Source organism: Rhizobium sp. 05N430 (assembly GCF_056396985.1).
Window position 1 is genome coordinate 42,946 of the sequence record NZ_JBFTMO010000008.1, and the last position, 18,309, is coordinate 61,254.

The window sequence follows — 18,309 nt, forward strand, 5'->3', positions numbered from 1 at the left end:
GCCATCCTATTTACAAACCCCATCCTAAAACCCCGAAGTTTGGTCATAAAATGCTCGACAAGACCTACGATTCCGCCGCAGTCGAACCCAAAATCGCTGCGAAATGGGACGAAGCCGATGCTTTCCGCGCTGGCGCCAACAAGAAGCCCGGTGCCGAAACGTTCACGATCGTCATCCCGCCGCCGAACGTGACGGGCTCCCTGCACATGGGCCACGCGCTCAACAATACGCTGCAGGATATCATGATCCGTTTCGAGCGCATGCGCGGCAAGGATGTGCTGTGGCAGCCGGGCATGGACCATGCGGGTATCGCCACGCAGATGGTCGTCGAGCGCAAGCTGATGGAACAGCAGCTTCCGGGTCGCCGCGACATGGGCCGCGACGCCTTCATCGACAAGGTCTGGGAATGGAAGGCTGAATCGGGCGGCCTGATCTTCAACCAGCTGAAGCGCCTTGGCGCCTCCTGCGATTGGTCGCGCGAACGCTTCACCATGGACGAGGGTCTGTCGCAGGCCGTTCTCGAAGTGTTTGTAACGCTTTACAAGCAGGGGCTCATCTACAAGGACAAGCGTCTGGTCAATTGGGATCCGAAGCTGCTGACGGCGATTTCCGACATGGAAGTCGAGCAGCTCGAGGTCAAGGGTAACCTCTGGCATCTGCGCTATCCGCTGGAAGAGGGCGTCACCTACCAGCATCCGGTTGCCTTCGACGAAGACGGCAAGCCGACCGAATTCGAAACCCGCGATTATCTCGTCGTCGCCACGACCCGCCCGGAAACCATGCTTGGCGACACCGGCGTTGCCGTCAATCCGGATGACGATCGCTATACGTCGATCGTCGGCAAGCACGTCATCCTGCCGATCGTCGGCCGCAAGATTCCGATCGTTGCCGACAGCTATGCCGATCCGACCGCCGGTACCGGCGCCGTCAAGCTGACGCCGGCGCATGATTTCAACGACTTTGACGTCGCCCGGCGCACCGGTCTGCGCGCTATCAACGTGCTGGACGTCGACGGCTCTGTCATCATCAAGGAAAACGAGGACTTTCTGGAAGGTCTCGACAATCCGGCTGCCCTGCATGGCGCCTGGGATCGTCTCGAGGGCCAGGATCGCTTCGCGGCGCGCAAGATCATCGTCGAGATTTTCGAAGAAGCCGGCCTGCTCGACAAGATCGAGCCGCACAAGCACATGGTTCCGCATGGCGACCGCGGCGGCGTGCCGATCGAGCCGCGCCTGACGGAACAGTGGTGGGTCGACAACAAGACGCTCGCCAAGCCGGCGATCGCCTCGGTTCGCGAAGGCCGCACCAAGTTCGTGCCGAAGAACTGGGAAAACACCTATTTCCAATGGATGGAAAACATCCAGCCCTGGTGCATCTCCCGCCAGCTCTGGTGGGGACACCAGATCCCGGCCTGGTACGGTCCGGATGGCCAAGTCTTCGTCGAGAAGACCGAAGAGGAAGCGCTGCAGGCTGCGATCCAGCACTATCTGTCGCATGAAGGCCCGATGAAGGCCTATGTCGAGGACCTGCTGGAGAACTTCAAGCCGGGCGAAATTCTGACCCGTGACGAAGACGTTCTGGATACGTGGTTCTCATCGGCGCTCTGGCCGTTCTCGACGCTCGGCTGGCCGGAGAAGACCCCGGAACTGGCGCGCTATTACCCGACCAACGTTCTGGTCACCGGCTTCGACATCATCCCGTTCTGGGTGGTTCGCATGATGCAGATGGGTCTGCACTTCATGAAGGACGAGGATGGCAATCCGGTCGAGCCGTTCCATACCGTCTATATCCACGCGCTGGTCCGCGACAAGAACGGCCAGAAGATGTCGAAGTCGAAGGGCAACGTCATCGACCCCCTGGAACTGATCGACGAATACGGCGCCGACGCGCTGCGTTTCACGCTGGCCATCATGGCGGCACAGGGCCGCGACGTGAAGCTCGACCCGGCGCGTATCGCCGGCTACCGCAACTTCGGCACCAAGCTCTGGAACGCCACGCGCTTTGCCGAGATGAACGGCGCCAAGAGCGACCCGAACTTTGCGCCTGACAGCGTCAAGCTGACCATCAACCGCTGGATCCTGACGGAACTTGCCCGTGCGGAACGTGACGTAACGGAAGCCATCGAGGCCTATCGTTTCAACGATGCGGCTGGCGCGCTTTACCGTTTCGTCTGGAACCAGGTCTGCGACTGGTATCTGGAACTGCTGAAGCCTGTGTTTAGCGGCGAGGACGAGGCTGCCAAGGCGGAAGCGCAGGCCTGCAGCGCCTATATTCTCGAAGAGATCTACAAGCTGCTGCATCCCTTCATGCCGTTCATGACGGAAGAGCTGTGGGCGCATACCGCAGGCGAAGGCATCGAGCGCGATACACTCGTCTGCCACGCCGACTGGCCGGTACCGTCCTTCTCCGACGATGCCGCCGCAGACGAGATCAACTGGCTGATCGATCTGGTGTCCGGCATCCGCTCGGTTCGCGCCGAGATGAACGTCCCGCCGTCAGCGACCGCGCCGCTGGTCTTCGTCAACGCCAATGCGCTGACCCAGGAGCGCCTGTCGCGCCACGACGCGGCGATCAAGCGCCTGGCGCGCGTGGAGACTGTCTCGCTTGCCGACACTGCGCCGAAGGGCGCTGCACAGATCGTCGTCGGCGAAGCCACGGCCTGCCTGCCGCTCGGCAGCCTGATCGACCTTTCGGCCGAGAAGTCGCGTCTCGAAAAGGCGATCGGCAAGACCGAAGGCGAGATGGCCCGCATCAACGGCAAGCTGTCGAACGAGAAGTTCGTCGCCAACGCCAATCCCGAAGTGGTCGAAGCCGAGCGCGAGCGCCTGGCCGAACTGCAGGGGCAAATGGAAAGCCTGACGGTTGCGCTGGCGAGGGTGAACGAAGCTTAATCCACTCTTGGTAGTAAACTATTCCAAAGCGGCGTCCGGCCTTGCATGGGCGCCGTTTTGCGTTCGCAGCAATCCGAATCGGAAGAACTTGCTCATATGCGCCGCCGATCACGCTGAATCGGGCGGTTTTGCAAATTATTCAGTGGGTAGGGCCGAAAAAACTGACTGTTGTCAGATTGATACAGGGGCAGATCGGCTTGGAAGGATAATCCAAAACTAACCCGGAATGATTAGTTTATTGGGATAAAATTTTACCATACGCAAAAATTTGACGTGCTCGTCAATTTCTTACGTCAATTTAACTTCTTGCATGCATTGTGGCGTCATGAAGGCGCGCATTGTCATCCGCGCTATTCCTTTGCAAGGTGCAGCATCTGCATTGCTTGAGTGGGGGAGACACAATGGCATCTCGTATGTTTTCCAAGGGCGTAGCATCGCTCATTATCCTTTCGTCCGTCGCGATGCCGTCCTTTGCGGGCGGTCTGGAACGCGGCGGCTACAATATCGATCAGCTGTTCGATACCGGTCCGTTTTCGTTCAATTCGGGCGTTACCTATGTGATGCCGCAGCGCAAGCTGAAGAATGTGAAGGACGAAGACACATCGATGACCATCAACGGTGGTGGTGACCTGAGCGGACGTCCGAACTACGCTGACGAGACCGAGAATTATGCGGTTCCCTACGCCGGTTTCAGGGGTAACGTCGGAGACATCGACTGCTTGGTCGATTATTCCGAGCCCTTCGGTGCGCATACCAATCCCGGCGTGAACTGGGCAGGGGCGAACGACAATATCGAGACCAAGGTGACGAGCCACAACTACGCCGGAACCTGTTCATACAAGTTCGATGTCGGCCAGGGCCAGTTTCGCCTGATTGGCGGCGCCTTCTATCAGGAGATCGACGCGTTCAAGGAACGCCAGGTTATCACCATCCCGCCGGTATTGGGAACGGGTATCGGCCGCCTCGATTTGACGGGAGAAGGCTGGGGCTGGCGCGCTGGTGTCGCCTACGAAATTCCCGAATATGCTTTGCGGGCAAGCCTCGTTTACAACAGCCGGGTGAAATACGACAATCTCGACGGTACAGTTGACCTCACCCAGGTTCCGGCATTCCTCGACCCGACCAATCCGGCGCTGGGCAAGCGGACGGACGTTTTCGGTTCTGCCGATGCACCAGACTCGCTTGAGCTCAAGCTGCAAAGCGGCATCGCGCCTGATTGGCTCGCTTTCGGCTCGGTAAAGTGGACAAACTGGAGCGTATTGCAGTCGATCGCCTTCTGCCCGACAGCAACAAAGGGCGTTAAATGCACCTCGGGCGGGGCGACCGAGCTCACATCGCTTGACCTTCTTTACCGCGACGGCTGGACGATCACCGGAGGTGTCGGACACAAGTTCAACGATCAGTGGGCTGGCGCAATTAGCCTCACTTGGGATCGCGGGACCAGTCAGGGATACGGCGCGCAGACTGACTCGTGGACCATCGGCGCGGGCGCGTCGTACACTCCGACGGAGAATGTCGAACTGCGGTTGGCCGGAGCAATTGGATTGCTGACCAGCGGTTCTTCACACGCCGTAACCTATGACGGCATCACATACGGCGAGGGAGTCTCATACGATTTCGGCGACGACCTTGTAACGGCACTCTCCGCCAGCCTCAAAGTCAAGTTCTAATAAAGACTTGCCAAACACAAAGCCCGGCCTAGCGCCGGGCTTTTCTTTGCTTGCTGCCATATTAATCATGCCTTTTGGCCATCCCATTTTGTGACGAATCCGCAACAGTTTTTTACGACAGTTGGCGTAAGCTCTCTCCAGGGACAATTTGTCCATTTCCCGCCACAAACAGAGCGCAGCGGTATCTTCGGGCAAGGGAATGGCAGGCGTAGGGTGCGTTTGAAAAGTAAGATGGGTCGAGTTTTTTCAGGGACAGGCAAGGGCCGATCGGGGGCCGGATTTCATTCCGCTCCATTGGCGATTCAGCTTTTCCCGCAAGGCGATTCCGCCGAAAAACTTCGCTCTCAGGTCGTGTCTTCCATCTGTCCATTCTCCGATGTTTCCGCGTCCATGATGGGCGCTGAAGAACGCCGCGATCACGCCGATACCGGTTTGGTCACATTTGGTGTTTACGACTATTGGCGAGGCGGAGAGAGAGACATTTCCTCCGCAAAAGTGACGCCGCAGGCATTGCAGGCGGGGGGGCGGGCCGGAAACCGGGCGGTCTATCGCGATGCGCAGGAAATTCACGCCCTCGAAGAAGGGCGAAAGGCTGGATGCGACGCGGGCAAAGGAGCCAGAGAGCTCGCCGCGGGATCGCTCGCCTGGAGGGAATACGCCGGGACGCGTGGCAGCGGAGTTTTTGCTGCCGGGCTGGTCTGCGATGGAAGCGAAAGAAACCGAGTGAAATGCTGACATCCGAGTTCAGACTTTTCAGATCATCTATCATGGGGCTGTCCATCGCTCTTTCAGCGGCGATTGCATCCCCAGCTGGCGCGTTTGATATCAATGCCGGCGTGACCAAGGAATCCGGTCCTTTCGATCTCTTCAAGTTCGGTTTCAAGGCTTACAAGAGCGGCCAGAAGGAAGAGGCCGTCGAAGCCTATAAATACGCCGCCGAAAAGGGGCACACCGGCTCGCGCTGGGCGCTGGCCAATATGTATGCCGACGGCGATGGCGTTACCCAGGACGATTTCGAGGCCTTCAAGATCTACAGCGAGATCGCCCAGCAGGGTGTCGAGCCCGGTTCCGAAGACACCGGCTTCTTCATCAATGCGCTTCTTTCGCTTGCCAGCTACTACAAGCACGGCATTCCGGGCAGCCCCGTCAAGACCGACCTCAATCAGGCCCGCCAGCTTTATTTCCAGGTCGCCTCCACCTTCGGCGTGCCGGAGGCGCAGTTCCAGCTGGCGCAGATGATGCTGTCCGGCGATGGCGGCAGCGCCAATCCGCTGCAGGCCAAGAAGTGGCTGAACCAGGCCCGCAAGAGCGGCCATCCCGGCGCCATGTCGGTCTTCGGCAATATTCTGTTCCAGGAGGGCCAGTCGGCTCGCGGTCTGGCAATGATGACGGCGGCGCTCGACCGCTGCAAGCCGAAGGACTGTGGCTGGATGGAATCGCTGCAGGAGCAGGCCTTCTCGGTCGCCACCGAAGGCGACCGCCGCGCGGCGGTATCGCTCTCCCACAATATCGCCACCAGTGGCGACTGATTTCCTTTAGGCGGCGAAGTCGAAATAGGCGACGACGGGCACGTGGTCCGACGGCTTTTCCCAGGCGCGCACATGCTTTTCGATCGCTGTAGAGGTCATCCGGTCGGCAGCCTCGGGCGACAGCATCAGGTGGTCGATGCGGATGCCGTTGTTCTTCGGCCACGCGCCGGCCTGATAATCCCAGAATGAATAGAGCTGTGTCGCATCGGTGGTCGCGCGCACCGCGTCGGTGAAGCCGAGGGCTTCGAGCCTGCGGAAAGCCTCGCGCGTCTGCGGCAGGAACAGCGCGTCACTCTCCCAGACCTTCGGATCGAAGCAGTCATGCGGCTCGGGAATGACGTTGTAGTCACCGGCCAGGATGAAGGCTTCCTCATATTCGAGACGCTGGATCGCGAATTGCCGCAGGCGCTCCATCCAGGCGAGCTTGTAGGTATATTTCTCGGTGTCGACGGGGTTGCCGTTCGGCAGGTACAGGCAGCCGATGCGAAGCGCCTTGTTGCCGGGCAAAGAAAAGACGGCCTCGAGGAAGCGCGCCTGCTCATCCAGCGGATCACCGGGTAGGCCGCGGTTCACTTCGTCAGGCTTGCTCTTGGAAAGGATCGCAACGCCGTTGAAACCCTTCTGGCCGTGGGTTTCGACGTGATAGCCGAGCGCCTCGATCTCGAGGCGAGGAAACCCTTCGTCGACGGTCTTGATTTCCTGCAGGCAGGCGATGTCAGGGCTGGAATCCTTCAGCCATTGCGTGAGGTTGTCGATACGCGCCTTGACGCCGTTGATGTTCCAGGTCGCGATCTTCATCCGTCACCTTTTGCTTCGTGCCGATCTTGTATCGTGATGGGCAGCGTCCGGACAAGACGATAAACCGGCCGGAAGAGATTTCTTCGGCCGGTCTGATTTGGGTGCTCTGATGTTGTTCAGATCGAAAAGCTGGTGCCGCAGCCGCAGCTGGCGACCGCGTTCGGATTGTTGATCTGGAAGGATTGGCCGAGCAGGTTGTCGACGAAGTCGATCTCGGAGCCCGCCATATAGATCAGCGACATGCTGTCGATCAGCACCTTCGCATCGTTCTTCTCGACGATCACGTCGTCGTCCTGAACGCCGTCGGCGAGATCGAACTTGTAGGAAAAGCCCGAACATCCGCCGCCTTCGACGGAAACGCGAAGGGCGCTCTTGCCGGCTTCGGCGCCGACGATGGCGGCGATTCGCTTTGCCGCGGCATCGGAGAGGGTTACTGTGGTCTCTGTCATGCTTCCTCCTGCCGGGGTCAAGATCCGGAGAGAATTGATAGAAGCCGATGATCTTTCAAACGGCTGATATCAAAAGAATTTATCACATGCGTCGTTGAAACGCATTATTGCGGAAAGCGGTTAAGAAAGCGCCGCTTTGCCGTATATACTGACTATAGGTATGAAGAGCGTGAAGCGGCGTCAATGGGCGATCCGGCCGCGAGCTCGAATGACGGTGAAGAATGACGATCGATAGGCATGCATTGGGTTTTGGAAACAGCGAGCGGGCAGTCTATGCGGCAGACCCCTGGACGACCCGCGGGCGGCTCTATGACGAAAGCTCCAGCCCGACACGTTCCGATTTCCAGCGCGACCGCGACCGCATCGTCCACACCACGGCCTTCCGCCGCCTGAAACACAAGACGCAGGTCTTCATCGCCCAGGACGGCGACCACTACCGCACGCGCCTGACGCACACGATCGAGGTGGCGCAGATCGCCCGCGCTTTGGCCCGTGCGCTCAAGCTCGACGAAGATCTGGCCGAGGGCGTGGCGCTGGTCCACGATTTCGGCCACACGCCCTTCGGCCATACCGGCGAAGATGCGCTGCATGAGGTGCTGCTGCCCTATGGCGGCTTCGATCACAATGCCCAGTCACTGCGGATCGTCACCAAGCTGGAGCGCCGCTATGCGGAATTCGACGGTATCAACCTGACCTGGGAAAGCCTCGAAGGCCTCGTGAAGCATAACGGCCCGCTGCTGACCAAGGACGGGCAGGGCACGCGCGGCCCCGTCCCGCAGCCGATCCTCGATTATTGCGAGATCCACGACCTGCAGCTCGACACCTATGCAAGCCTTGAGGCGCAGGTTGCGGCGATTGCCGACGACATCGCCTACAATACCCATGATATCGACGACGGCCTGCGCTCCGGGTACCTGACCTTCGAGATGCTGGAGGAAATTCCCTTCCTCGCCGGGCTGATGGCGGAAGTGCGCGAGCGCTATCCGAACCTCGAGGCGAGCCGCTTCACCCATGAAATCATGCGCCGCCAGATCACCCGCATGGTCGAGGATGTGATTTCCGTCGCGCAGGAGCGCCTGGCGCAGGTCAAGCCGGAGAGCGCTGACGATATCCGTCACGCCGACCGTGTCATCGCCACCTTCTCGCCGGCGATGGCCGAAACCGACAGGTTGATCAAGCAGATGCTCTTCAAGCGCATCTACCGCCATCCCGAGATCATGCGCATCCGGGCAGGGGCCGCGCAGATCGTCACCGACCTCTTCGGCGCCTATATGGCGAACCCGAAAGAGATGCAGAGCCACTACTGGGTCGATCATATCGCAGGCCTTGCAGATGCCCCGAAAGCCCGCCATGTCGGCGACTATCTGGCCGGCATGACCGACACCTATGCTATCAGCGCCCACAGGCGATTGTTTGACCACACTCCCGATTTGCGATAGGCAGCACGCGCCCGGCAAAAGGCCGGTCGATGCCTTGTGGCACAGCCTATGCATGGAAGAGTGCGATGAACCTTTTTACCGATTTCGAAGCCAGGATTAAAACCGCCCTTGAACAGATCGATCTGGTCAAGGAAAAGCGATCCGAGTTCGATTTCGGCCGCATCGCCGTCGAGCCGCCGCGTGACGCGACCCATGGCGACGTTGCGACCAACGCGGCGATGGTGCTGGCCAAGCCGCTCGGCACCAACCCGCGGGCCTTCGCCGAAATCATCATCGGCAAGTTGAAGGAAGATCCGGATGTGGCCGACGTCTCCGTCGCCGGTCCTGGCTTCATCAACATCAAGCTGTCCGTCGGCTACTGGCAGCGGCTGCTCGCGTCGATGATCGGCGCCGGCACCGATTACGGCCGCTCGACGCTCGGCACCGGCCGCAAGGTCAATGTCGAATACGTCTCGGCAAACCCGACCGGCCCGATGCATGTCGGCCATTGCCGCGGCGCCGTCGTCGGCGACGCACTGGCAAATCTTCTGTCTTTCGCCGGCTATGCCGTCGAGAAGGAATATTACATCAACGATGCCGGCTCGCAGATCGACGTGCTGGCGCGCTCGGTCTTCCTGCGGTACCGCGAGGCCCTCGGCGAGAAGATCGGCGAGATCCCGGCAGGTCTCTATCCGGGCGACTACCTCGTGCCCGTCGGCCAGTCACTGGCCAGTGAATACGGCGTGCGGTTGCACAATATGCCGGAAGAGCAGTGGATGCCCATCGTCAAGGACAAGGCGATCGATGCAATGATGGTGATGATCCGCGAGGATCTTGCAGCATTGAACGTTCACCACGACGTCTTCTTCTCCGAGCGCACGCTGCATGATGGCGGTGCCGCCGCCATCCGCACGGCGATCAACGACCTGACCTTCAAGGGCTTCGTCTACAAGGGCTCCCTGCCGCCGCCGAAGGGGCAGCTGCCCGAGGATTGGGAAGACCGCGAACAGACGCTGTTCCGTTCGACCGAGGTCGGCGACGATGTCGATCGTCCGCTGATCAAGTCGGATGGGTCCTATACTTACTTCGCCGCCGACGTTGCTTACTTCAAGAACAAGTTCGACCGTGGCTTCAACGAAATGATCTATGTGCTCGGCGCCGACCATGGCGGCTACGTCAAGCGTCTGGAAGCTGTCGCGCGTGCCGTTTCGGAAGGCAATTCGAAGCTGACGGTGCTGCTCTGCCAGCTCGTGAAGCTCTATCGCAATGGCGAGCCGGTGAAGATGTCGAAGCGCTCCGGCGACTTTGTGACGCTGCGCGACGTGGTCGAGGAAGTCGGTCGCGATTCGGTGCGTTTCATGATGCTGTACCGGAAGAGTTCCGAGCCGCTTGACTTCGATTTCGCCAAAGTAACGGAACAGTCGAAGGATAATCCGGTCTTTTACGTGCAATATGCGCATGCTCGTTGCATGTCGGTTTTCCGGCAGGCGAGGGAGGCGTTTCCGGACCTCGACGTGACCCCCGCAGAGCTTGCAAAAGCCGTCTCCGGAATCTCGGATCCCGCGGAATTGCAGCTGATTGCGAAGGCTGCTGAGTTCCCGCGCGTCGTCGAGTCCGCAGCCCAGGCACAGGAGCCTCACAGGGTCGCTTTCTACCTCTACGACCTCGCCAGTTCGTTCCATGCACACTGGAACAAAGGTAAAGATCAGACTGAATTACGATTTGTTAACGATAAGAGCCGAGAATCGAGTATTGCCAGACTAGGGCTGGTGTACGCTGTCGCTTCGGTTTTGAAGTCGGGTCTTGCCATTACTGGTACCGCCGCACCGGATGAAATGCGATAAACGTCACCAAATCCCCACATTGCGCTGGCATTGACCGCGTTGGCTTTTGAGTGGGATGGGTATGGCAGACAAACAACTTGCGTATGACGCGCGACAGAAGACGGAGCTGTTCGATGAAAACGATCCGCTTGCGGAACTCGCGCGCATCGTTGGCTTCGAGCCGCGGGTAGCCGCCAATACTGTTTCAGAGCCGGTCGGGCAGGAGCCCGCCTTCGATCTCGAAGACGAGTTGCTGCGGGAATTCGAAAGCTACGATGCGCCGCGCGCACCGGATGTTGTCGATCATCCGGCCGAGCCGGTCGCGGCCTACGAGCCCGTCGCTTACGAGCAGACTGCGCAGGTCGAGCCGGAGCCGACCTATTGCGAGACACAGGCCGTAGAGCCTGAGCCGGTCGTCCATGCCGAGCCGGCAGCCGCTTCCGCCTGGAATGCTGCGGGAGCCTTTGCTTCGGCGGATTGGACTGCGCAGCAGTCCGAGCCGGTGTCGAACGGCGCCCGTGATCTGATCGAAGAGCTTGAAATGTCGATCGGTGCAGCTGCAGCTGTTCAGTCGGTGGCACCGGCTCCGAAGGCGCCGCAGTGGTCGGCTGCCAGCATCAAGCTGCCGCTTGCCAATTTCCACACGGCTCGCCGCGAAGAACCGGCGGCTCCTGTCGCCGTGGTTCCCGAGCCGGTCGTCGCTGCGCCCGTTGCCGCCGCGCCGCAGGTGGTCGAGACCATTCCATCCGAAGCTGCAATTCACGAACTTGCAGCTCTCGATGTCGCTGACGAGTTTCCGCCGGTTTCCGGTGGTTTCCCAGCCGAGATCGATCGCCACGAAGTCGCCGAATTGCCGCAGCACGAGCCGGTCGCCGAAGCGGCAGCCGTCGAAGCCTACGCCGAACCCGTTTCGCACGATGCCGGTTTCGATCTTGCCGCCGCCGCCAAGGATGGCGTCGTGGCATCGGATGCCGCGCTGACCGAAGCTTTGCCGCAGGATGCGGCCACGGCGTTCGATATCGATAATCTGCTGGCTGACGTCTCGCGCTATCCGGTCCCGCAGCGCGCTGCCGAGCCGGTTCATCATGAGGCGCCCGTCGAAGCTGCTCCCGCTCGCCATGCCGAGCCGGTTCAGGCCTTTGCTCCCGTTGCTGCCAAGCTGGCTGCTCCGGAAGAGGAAGACCCGTTTGCCGGTCATGACTTCGAGCTCGATCTCGAGGGCATCGAACTGGAACTCGCTGATCTTGATTTCGCCGAACCCGTGAAGCCGCTGCCCGAACCTGTTGCTGCTGCTCCGGCACCGGTAGCCGCGCCTGCTGCCGCATTCGTTCCGGCACCTGTTGCCGCCGCGCGTCCGATTGCACCCGCGCCTGTGCTTGATGAGGCGCCGCGTCCGGTGGCGCAGCCTGCCTATACGCCTGCGCCGGTTTCCTATGTGCCGGCTGCCTCGGTCTTCACCCCGGCGCCGCAGCGGACCGCTCCTGTCCAAGCCGCGGCACCTGAGCCGGTTGAAGAGTTGCCTTTCGACCCGTCGATGATTGCCGATGCCGACGGGCATCCGGAGGCTGTCGAAGAGATGCATGTTCCGGCGCTGCCGCCTGTCGAACAGCACAAGCCTGTGGCGCAGACTTCCGATTTCGATTTCGACGTCGACGCCGAGATTGCCAGCCTCTTTGAGCCTATGAAGTCTGCCGAGCGTGCACCTGCCGCTGCTCCCGCCTGGGCGCCGCCGGCCGCTACTCCTGCCGCCGCGAAGCCTGCCGCAGCACCTGCCGTTGCCGGTCTTGACGATCTGGAGCGCGCGCTTGAGGAAGACCTTCGCCGCAGCATGCGCGAACCGGTGCAGCGCACCGAGCAGCTCGCGGAAGTCCACATCCAGTCCGCAGGCGCAGCCGAAGACATGCACCGCGCCCGCTCGATGAAGCGCATGCTTGCCGCCGCTGCCATGGTGGTGGTTTTCGCAGGCGGTGCCTACGGTCTCTACACCGTCGTCGCCGACTCAGGCATTGCCGGTGGCTCGGGCGAGCCGCGCATCATCTCCGCCGACAAGGAACCTGTTAAGGTCGTTCCTGACAATCCGGGCGGCAAGACCGTTCCGAACCAGGACAAGGCCGTTTACGACCGTGTCGCTGGGGCCACCGAGACGCCGAAGCAGACGGCCCTGGTGTCTTCGGATGAGGAACCTGTCGACGTCGTTCAGCGTACGCTGACGCCTGAGATTGCCCCTGAAGACAATGACGGCGATGTCACCGATCAGGCGATGAGCACGCCGGTCAGCGATACGCAGGATCCGCGCCTTCTTCCGGACCAGAACCAGCCGGAGCAGGCAGCAAATGACGGCGACGCAGACCGCGTCCCCGCCGTTTCGCCACGCAAGGTCCGCACGATGATCGTCAAGCCTGACGGAACTCTGGTAGCCCGTGAGGACGAAGCACCGGTCGATGCGCCTGTTGTCAAGCAGGTCAAGACGACCACCATCACGCCGAACGGCTCGGCTGCCAGCTTCCCGGCCAGCACCGAAGTCGCTTCTGCCGACATCCGCTCCACCCCGGTCGAGAACACGGCAACGCCGCCTGCCCAGGCTGGCGCGTCGGAATCGGTCCTTGCCAAGGTTGCAGCGAGCAACCCTGCTAATGTCGAGCCGCCGGTCCGTCAGGTTCAGTCGACGCCGGTCGAGCCCCAGGCTGCGGCAAAGCCTGCAGAAGCTGCTCCGGTCCCGGCAGTCCGTCCGGCCGCCAAGCCTGCAGCCGCTGTTGCTCCTCAGCCGCCGAAGCCCGAGGTTGCCTCTGTGGCGCCCGCCGTCACCCAGCCGCAGGCTTCAGCGCCTTCCGGCGGCTACGGCGTGCAGATTGCGTCTCTGCCCTCGGAGGCGGAAGCCAACAAGTCTTATGCAAGCCTCTCGAAGAAGTTTGGTAGTGTTCTGGCTGGCCGCAGCTTCGAAATCCGCAAGGCTGATATCGCCGGCAAGGGCACCTTCTACCGCGTCCGTATCCCGGCCGGCTCAAAGGATGAAGCCGCAGCGCTTTGCGAAAAGTATCGTGCCGCCGGCGGCACATGCCTGATCTCGAAGTAAGCAGCGTCACACACGTTCGAGGCGGCGGGCATGGTCCCGCCGCTTTCGTTTTGCCCAGCCTTTCCTGTGAATGCCTGTTGACCTCTATCGCAATTCGCCTCAGCACCTCTATGATTCGGGTATGACCGAATCAAAAGCGATGATCCTGGGCTGTAGCGGCCTGTCACTGACCCCGGAAGAAAAGGCCTTTTACAGGGCCGAGCGCCCCTGGGGCTTCATTCTTTTTGGACGCAACATCTCCGAGCCGCAGCAGATCGCCGATCTCGTTGCCGAGATGCGCGAAAGCGTCGGCTGGTACGCGCCGGTGCTGATCGACCAGGAGGGTGGCCGCGTCCAACGCATCCGTCCGCCGATCCTGCAGCACTATCCATCCGGTCAGGCGCTCGGCGACATCTATCGCCAGGATCGGGAGCAGGGGCTTCGTGCCGCCTGGCTGATGTCGCGCCTGCACGCGTTCGATCTTCTGAAGTTCGGCATCAATGTCGATTGCCTGCCGGTGCTCGACGTGCCGGTCGAAGGCAGCAGCAACGTCATCGGCAACCGCGCCTATGGCGGCGATCCGCAGACGGTGACCGCGATGGGCCGTGCTGCCAGCGATGGTTTGAAGGCCGGCGGCGTGTTGCCAGTGATGAAGCATATGCCGGGCCATGGCCGGGGCTTTGCCGATTCTCACCACGAACTCCCTGTCGTTACCGTTTCGCGTGACGAGCTCGAAGCCCACGACTTCCCGCCGTTCATCGCCATGAAGGACGAACTCGCGGCGATGACCTGCCATGTCGTCTTCACGGCGATCGACGATGCCAATCCGGCAACCACGTCCCGCAAGGTGATCGACGGCGTCATCCGCAGCCACATCGGCTTCAACGGCCTGTTGCTTTCCGATGATACATCGATGAACGCGCTGGCTGGCACGATCGGCGAGCGCGCCGCGAATATCATTGCAGGCGGATGCGATATCGTGCTGCATTGCAACGGCCACATGGACGAGATGCTGCAGGTGGTCGCCAATGTTCCGGTCCTGTCGGACGCTTCGCTGAAGCGCGCCGACGCGGTCCTGGCCGGCATGCCGAAGCCCGATCAATCCGAGGAAGCTGCAATCCGCAGTGAATTCGATGCGATGTTCGCCACCGTCTGAAAACTGGAAGCGAGGCAGAGTTGAACGTAGTCAAGGGTCCCGAGCGGTCGCCGTCGTCAGCAACGCCGATGGATAAGCTATGGCAGGATAACGGGGCCGAACGCGCCACCCACGAGCCCGCGCTGGTGATCGACGTCGCGGGCTTCGAGGGCCCGTTGGACTTGCTGCTTTATCTCGCCCGTAATCAGAAGGTCGATCTGTCGCGGATCTCGGTTCTGGCGCTTGCCGAGCAGTATCTGCTGTTTGTCGACAGCGCCCGCCGCATCCGCATCGAACTGGCCGCCGATTATCTCGTCATGGCGGCCTGGCTCGCCTATTTGAAATCGCGCCTCCTGATCCCGCAGCAGATCAAGGACGACGGCCCGTCGGGCGAGGAGATGGCGGCAACGCTCGCCTTCCGCCTGAAGCGCCTGGAAGCGATGCGTGAGGCCGCCAGCGGTCTCGTCAACCGCAACCGTCTCGGCCGCGATATCTTCGCTCGCGGTGCGCCCGAACATATCCCGGATCGCCACCGGTCCGCCTACGATGCCAGCCTCTACGATCTCCTGACTGCCTATGCATCGCTGCGACAGCGCCAGGCTGTCACACAGGTCACGATAGCCCGGCGCACTGTCTGGTCGCTGACCGAAGCGCGCGAGCTTTTGACCCGGATGATCGGGGATGTCTCCGACTGGACGGCGCTGGAGCACTATATGCTGCGCTACATGACCTCGCCGGAAGAACGCGTCACGGCAATCGCCAGCGCCTTTGCGGCGTCGCTGGAGCTGGTGCGCGAGGGCAAGCTCGAAATCCGCCAGGAGGGCGCCTTTGAGCCGCTCTACATGCGCCGCGGACCGAAGCACGCCACATTGCAAGTTATCGAGCAGGAGGCGCCGCTGTGATCGATCCTGAGGCCTACATCGGCGGAGAGCAAGGCGAGGGCACCGAAAGCGGGGATTTCCAGGCGGAACTCGAGGCAGAGCGTATCGCCGAGGCGCTGGTCTTCGCTTCGGCGCAGCCCGTTTCCGAAGCCTTCATTGCCGATCGCATTGCCAAGCACTTCAATGTCCGCGCCATCATGCTCCGGTTGAAGGAGCAGTACGCGCCCCGCGGCGTCAATCTTGTGCAGGTCGACGACGCCTGGGCCTTCCGCACGGCGGCCGATCTCTCATTTGTGATCCGCCGTGATGAGAACGAGGCGAAGAAGCTTTCGCGGGCCGCGCTCGAGGTCCTGGCGATCATCGCCTATCACCAGCCGGTGACGCGCGCCGAGATCGAGGACATCAGAGGCGTCCAGACATCCCGCGGCACGCTCGATGTGCTGATGGAGGCCGGATGGGTTCGTTTCCGCGGCCGCCGCCGCACCCCCGGACGTCCCGTCACGCTCGGCACCACGCGGGACTTTCTCGACCATTTCGGCCTTGAGGAGCTGCGCGATCTGCCGGGTATCGAAGAGCTCAAGGGGGCAGGGCTGCTCTCTGGCCGTATCCCGGCGAATTTCAATATTCCGTCGCCGCTGATGAGCGATGAACTGACGGAGGACGAGGACCCGATCACCCAGATGGATCTGGAAGAATTGGGGCTTCTCGCGCCCGGCGGCGCCTCCGAAGATTAGCGGCTGCTGGTCTTTGTTTTGACACCGAGGGCGAAAACAATAGTGATCACCATAATTCGATGGCGCAATGACTTGTCACAATGGCCGAAGCCGTGACATTAAGCGTCAATCCAAGGGGAATTTTGGTGTTGGAAACGATGGCGGAAACTCTTACATCGAAGAGACATCGCAACAGGGAGTATGCGTAATGGGTTCTTTTAGCATGTGGCACTGGTTGATCGTTCTGGTCATCGTGCTGTTGTTGTTCGGTCGCGGCAAGATCCCGGAATTGATGGGCGACGTCGCCAAGGGCATCAAGAGCTTCAAGAAGGGCATGAACGACGAGGACGCGCCGGTCGACGGCAAGACCGTCGATCACAAGGCCGACGAAACGAAGTAACCAGTCCGGAAACGGGTGGCTTGCCCCGCTTCCCATCCAGGAGCCTTGAATGTTCGATATTGGCTGGACCGAGCTGCTCGTCATCGCGGTCGTGTTGATTGTTGTGGTCGGTCCGAAGGACCTGCCGCCGATGCTGCGTGCGTTTGGAAAGATGACCCAGCGCGCCAAGAAGGTTGCCGGTGAATTCCGCGCACAGTTCGACGAGGCGCTGCGTGAGGCAGATCTCGACGAGGTGCGTCAGACACTCGCCGACGCCCAGCGTCTGAACCCGGCCAATACGCTGCGCGAGGCGATGAACCCGCTGCGCCAGATGGGTAACGACATCAAGGCAGATCTGCAGAGCGCCACCAAGGTCGATAACAAGACCGAAGTGCCGCCTGTCAGCGTCCCGGAACCGTCGATGAGCCTGCCGGAAACGCCGCCGATCGTGGCGCCGCTCCCCGAGCCGGCTGTTGCCGCTGCCGTTGAAAAGCCGAAGGCCGTGCGCAAACCGCGTGCCGCGGCTGCTGCAAAGGTTGAACCCGTGGCTGCCGCTCCCGCGGCCAAGGCAAAGCCTACACCGGCCGCCAAGGCCTCTGCCGCTCCGGCAAAGACTGCGGCGGCCAAGGCGGCCCCGGCTAAGGCGCCTGCCAAGACCGTGGCCGCAAAGGCTGCACCAGCAAAGAAGACCGCAGCTGCTCCGAAGAAGGCAGCGGCAAAGAAAAAGGATGAGGCATGAGCGGCGATATTGAAGACAAGCCGCAGCCCTTGATCGAGCACCTCATGGAGCTGCGCAGGCGGCTGATGTGGTCGATCGGCGCGTTTTTCATCGCCTTCATCGTCTGCTTCTTCTTTGCCAAGCATCTCTTCAACTACCTCGTCTATCCCTACAAGCTCGCCGTCATCTGGGCGGGCATGGATGTCGACAAGGCACAGCTGATCTACACGGCGCCGCAGGAATTCTTCTTCACGCAGGTGAAGGTCGCCATGTTCGGCGGCGTGGTGATCGCATTCCCGATCATTGCCGCGCAGATCTACAAGTTCGTGGCGCCCGGCCTCTACAAGAACGAGCGCGCGGCCTTCCTGCCGTTCCTGATCGCCTCGCCGATCCTGTTCCTGCTCGGCGCCGCACTCGTCTATTTCTTCTTCACCCCGATGGTCATGTGGTTCTTCCTGGCCATGCAGCAGACGCCGGGCCATGGCGACGTCGCCATCTCGCTGCTACCGAAGGTCTCGGAATATCTGAGCCTGATCATGACGCTGGTGCTATCCTTCGGCCTGGTCTTCCAGCTCCCCGTCATCACCACGCTGCTCGCCCGCGTCGGCCTGCTCACCTCGCAGTGGCTTGCCGAAAAGCGCAAGTTCGCGATCGTCATGGCCTTCATCGTCGCTGCGGTTCTGACGCCGCCCGATCCGATGTCCCAGATCGGTCTTGCACTGCCGACGATCCTTCTCTACGAGATTGCAATCCACGCGGCTCGACTCGTCGAGCGCCAGCGTGCGCGGCAGTCGGTCGAAGAGGCGGAACGATCCGCGGACGTTGCCAACACGGACAGCGTCTGAGCGGCTTC

General features: G+C 61.1%; 15 protein-coding genes. 13 read left to right on the forward strand and 2 right to left on the reverse strand.

Features of this window, described 5'->3' with window-relative positions:
- The first annotated feature begins 50 nt into the window (after nt 1-50).
- The 4 genes from AC1DJO_RS17610 (at nt 51) to exoR (ending at nt 6,090) form a co-directional block, all read left to right on the forward strand.
- On the forward strand, nt 51-2,891 hold the full coding sequence (locus AC1DJO_RS17610; RefSeq protein WP_477972094.1) for a valine--tRNA ligase: 2,841 nt from the start codon (nt 51-53) through the stop codon (nt 2,889-2,891).
- A 401-nt stretch (nt 2,892-3,292) separates the two neighbouring features.
- The gene (locus AC1DJO_RS17615) at nt 3,293-4,561 is read left to right on the forward strand and encodes an OmpP1/FadL family transporter (RefSeq protein WP_477972096.1); all 1,269 of its coding nucleotides are present in this window, start codon (nt 3,293-3,295) and stop codon (nt 4,559-4,561) included.
- Between the two features lie 294 nt (nt 4,562-4,855).
- Nucleotides 4,856-5,296, forward strand: a complete 441-nt coding sequence (locus AC1DJO_RS17620; RefSeq protein WP_477972098.1) for a hypothetical protein — start codon at nt 4,856-4,858, stop codon at nt 5,294-5,296.
- Nucleotides 5,290-6,090 (forward strand): exopolysaccharide production regulator ExoR, encoded by an 801-nt coding sequence (exoR, locus tag AC1DJO_RS17625; RefSeq protein ID WP_112387962.1) that lies wholly within the window; start codon nt 5,290-5,292, stop codon nt 6,088-6,090. The genes AC1DJO_RS17620 and exoR overlap by 7 nt, the downstream gene beginning before the upstream one ends.
- Before the next feature lie 6 nt (nt 6,091-6,096).
- On the opposite strand, the gene xth is transcribed toward exoR, so the two are convergent.
- Both xth and erpA read right to left on the reverse strand, forming a co-directional pair.
- Nucleotides 6,097-6,888 carry an exodeoxyribonuclease III gene (xth, locus tag AC1DJO_RS17630; protein ID WP_112513812.1) on the reverse strand — a complete coding sequence of 264 codons (792 nt, stop codon included), beginning with the start codon at nt 6,886-6,888 and terminating at the stop codon, nt 6,097-6,099.
- A 116-nt stretch (nt 6,889-7,004) separates the two neighbouring features.
- Nucleotides 7,005-7,337, reverse strand: a complete 333-nt coding sequence (gene erpA, locus AC1DJO_RS17635; RefSeq protein WP_112387964.1) for an iron-sulfur cluster insertion protein ErpA — start codon at nt 7,335-7,337, stop codon at nt 7,005-7,007.
- Nucleotides 7,338-7,558: 221 nt separating this feature from the next.
- On the opposite strand from erpA, the gene AC1DJO_RS17640 reads away from it, so the two are divergent.
- From AC1DJO_RS17640 to tatC, 9 genes are all read left to right on the forward strand, one after another.
- Nucleotides 7,559-8,776 (forward strand): deoxyguanosinetriphosphate triphosphohydrolase, encoded by a 1,218-nt coding sequence (locus AC1DJO_RS17640; RefSeq protein WP_477972100.1) that lies wholly within the window; start codon nt 7,559-7,561, stop codon nt 8,774-8,776.
- A gap of 65 nt (nt 8,777-8,841) precedes the next feature.
- Nucleotides 8,842-10,599 carry an arginine--tRNA ligase gene (gene argS, locus AC1DJO_RS17645; protein ID WP_477972102.1) on the forward strand — a complete coding sequence of 586 codons (1,758 nt, stop codon included), beginning with the start codon at nt 8,842-8,844 and terminating at the stop codon, nt 10,597-10,599.
- A gap of 61 nt (nt 10,600-10,660) precedes the next feature.
- On the forward strand, nt 10,661-13,651 hold the full coding sequence (locus AC1DJO_RS17650; protein WP_477972104.1) for an SPOR domain-containing protein: 2,991 nt from the start codon (nt 10,661-10,663) through the stop codon (nt 13,649-13,651).
- A 121-nt stretch (nt 13,652-13,772) separates the two neighbouring features.
- On the forward strand, nt 13,773-14,786 hold the full coding sequence (nagZ, locus tag AC1DJO_RS17655; protein ID WP_477972106.1) for a beta-N-acetylhexosaminidase: 1,014 nt from the start codon (nt 13,773-13,775) through the stop codon (nt 14,784-14,786).
- 20 nt (nt 14,787-14,806) lie between these two features.
- Complete coding sequence (locus AC1DJO_RS17660; protein ID WP_477972108.1) at nt 14,807-15,667, forward strand: segregation and condensation protein A; 861 nt, start codon at nt 14,807-14,809, stop codon at nt 15,665-15,667.
- Nucleotides 15,667-16,380 carry an SMC-Scp complex subunit ScpB gene (gene scpB, locus AC1DJO_RS17665; RefSeq protein WP_477972341.1) on the forward strand — a complete coding sequence of 238 codons (714 nt, stop codon included), beginning with the start codon at nt 15,667-15,669 and terminating at the stop codon, nt 16,378-16,380. Before AC1DJO_RS17660 ends, scpB begins: the two co-directional genes overlap by 1 nt.
- A gap of 187 nt (nt 16,381-16,567) precedes the next feature.
- Entirely contained in the window at nt 16,568-16,759 is a 192-nt protein-coding gene (locus tag AC1DJO_RS17670; RefSeq protein ID WP_112387970.1) for a twin-arginine translocase TatA/TatE family subunit, read from the forward strand.
- Between the two features lie 49 nt (nt 16,760-16,808).
- Nucleotides 16,809-17,477: a Sec-independent protein translocase protein TatB gene (gene tatB, locus AC1DJO_RS17675; protein ID WP_477972110.1), complete on the forward strand. Its 669-nt coding sequence runs from the start codon at nt 16,809-16,811 to the stop codon at nt 17,475-17,477.
- Nucleotides 17,474-18,301 (forward strand): twin-arginine translocase subunit TatC, encoded by an 828-nt coding sequence (gene tatC / locus AC1DJO_RS17680; RefSeq protein WP_112387972.1) that lies wholly within the window; start codon nt 17,474-17,476, stop codon nt 18,299-18,301. Before tatB ends, tatC begins: the two co-directional genes overlap by 4 nt.
- The last annotated feature ends 8 nt before the right edge of the window (nt 18,302-18,309 follow it).

Excerpts from the sequence above, each read along its gene's own strand:
- erpA (WP_112387964.1), bottom strand. The coding sequence starts at position 7,337 with ATGACAGAGACCACAGTAACCCTCTCCGATGCCGCGGCAAAGCGAATC.
- AC1DJO_RS17640 (WP_477972100.1), top strand. The coding sequence starts at position 7,559 with ATGACGATCGATAGGCATGCATTGGGTTTTGGAAACAGCGAGCGGGCA.
- AC1DJO_RS17615 (WP_477972096.1), top strand. The coding sequence starts at position 3,293 with ATGGCATCTCGTATGTTTTCCAAGGGCGTAGCATCGCTCATTATCCTT.
- nagZ (WP_477972106.1), top strand. The coding sequence starts at position 13,773 with ATGACCGAATCAAAAGCGATGATCCTGGGCTGTAGCGGCCTGTCACTG.
- AC1DJO_RS17610 (WP_477972094.1), top strand. The coding sequence starts at position 51 with ATGCTCGACAAGACCTACGATTCCGCCGCAGTCGAACCCAAAATCGCT.
- AC1DJO_RS17650 (WP_477972104.1), top strand. The coding sequence starts at position 10,661 with ATGGCAGACAAACAACTTGCGTATGACGCGCGACAGAAGACGGAGCTG.
- argS (WP_477972102.1), top strand. The coding sequence starts at position 8,842 with ATGAACCTTTTTACCGATTTCGAAGCCAGGATTAAAACCGCCCTTGAA.
- exoR (WP_112387962.1), top strand. The coding sequence starts at position 5,290 with ATGCTGACATCCGAGTTCAGACTTTTCAGATCATCTATCATGGGGCTG.
- AC1DJO_RS17670 (WP_112387970.1), top strand. The coding sequence starts at position 16,568 with ATGGGTTCTTTTAGCATGTGGCACTGGTTGATCGTTCTGGTCATCGTG.
- tatB (WP_477972110.1), top strand. The coding sequence starts at position 16,809 with ATGTTCGATATTGGCTGGACCGAGCTGCTCGTCATCGCGGTCGTGTTG.
- tatC (WP_112387972.1), top strand. The coding sequence starts at position 17,474 with ATGAGCGGCGATATTGAAGACAAGCCGCAGCCCTTGATCGAGCACCTC.
- xth (WP_112513812.1), bottom strand. The coding sequence starts at position 6,888 with ATGAAGATCGCGACCTGGAACATCAACGGCGTCAAGGCGCGTATCGAC.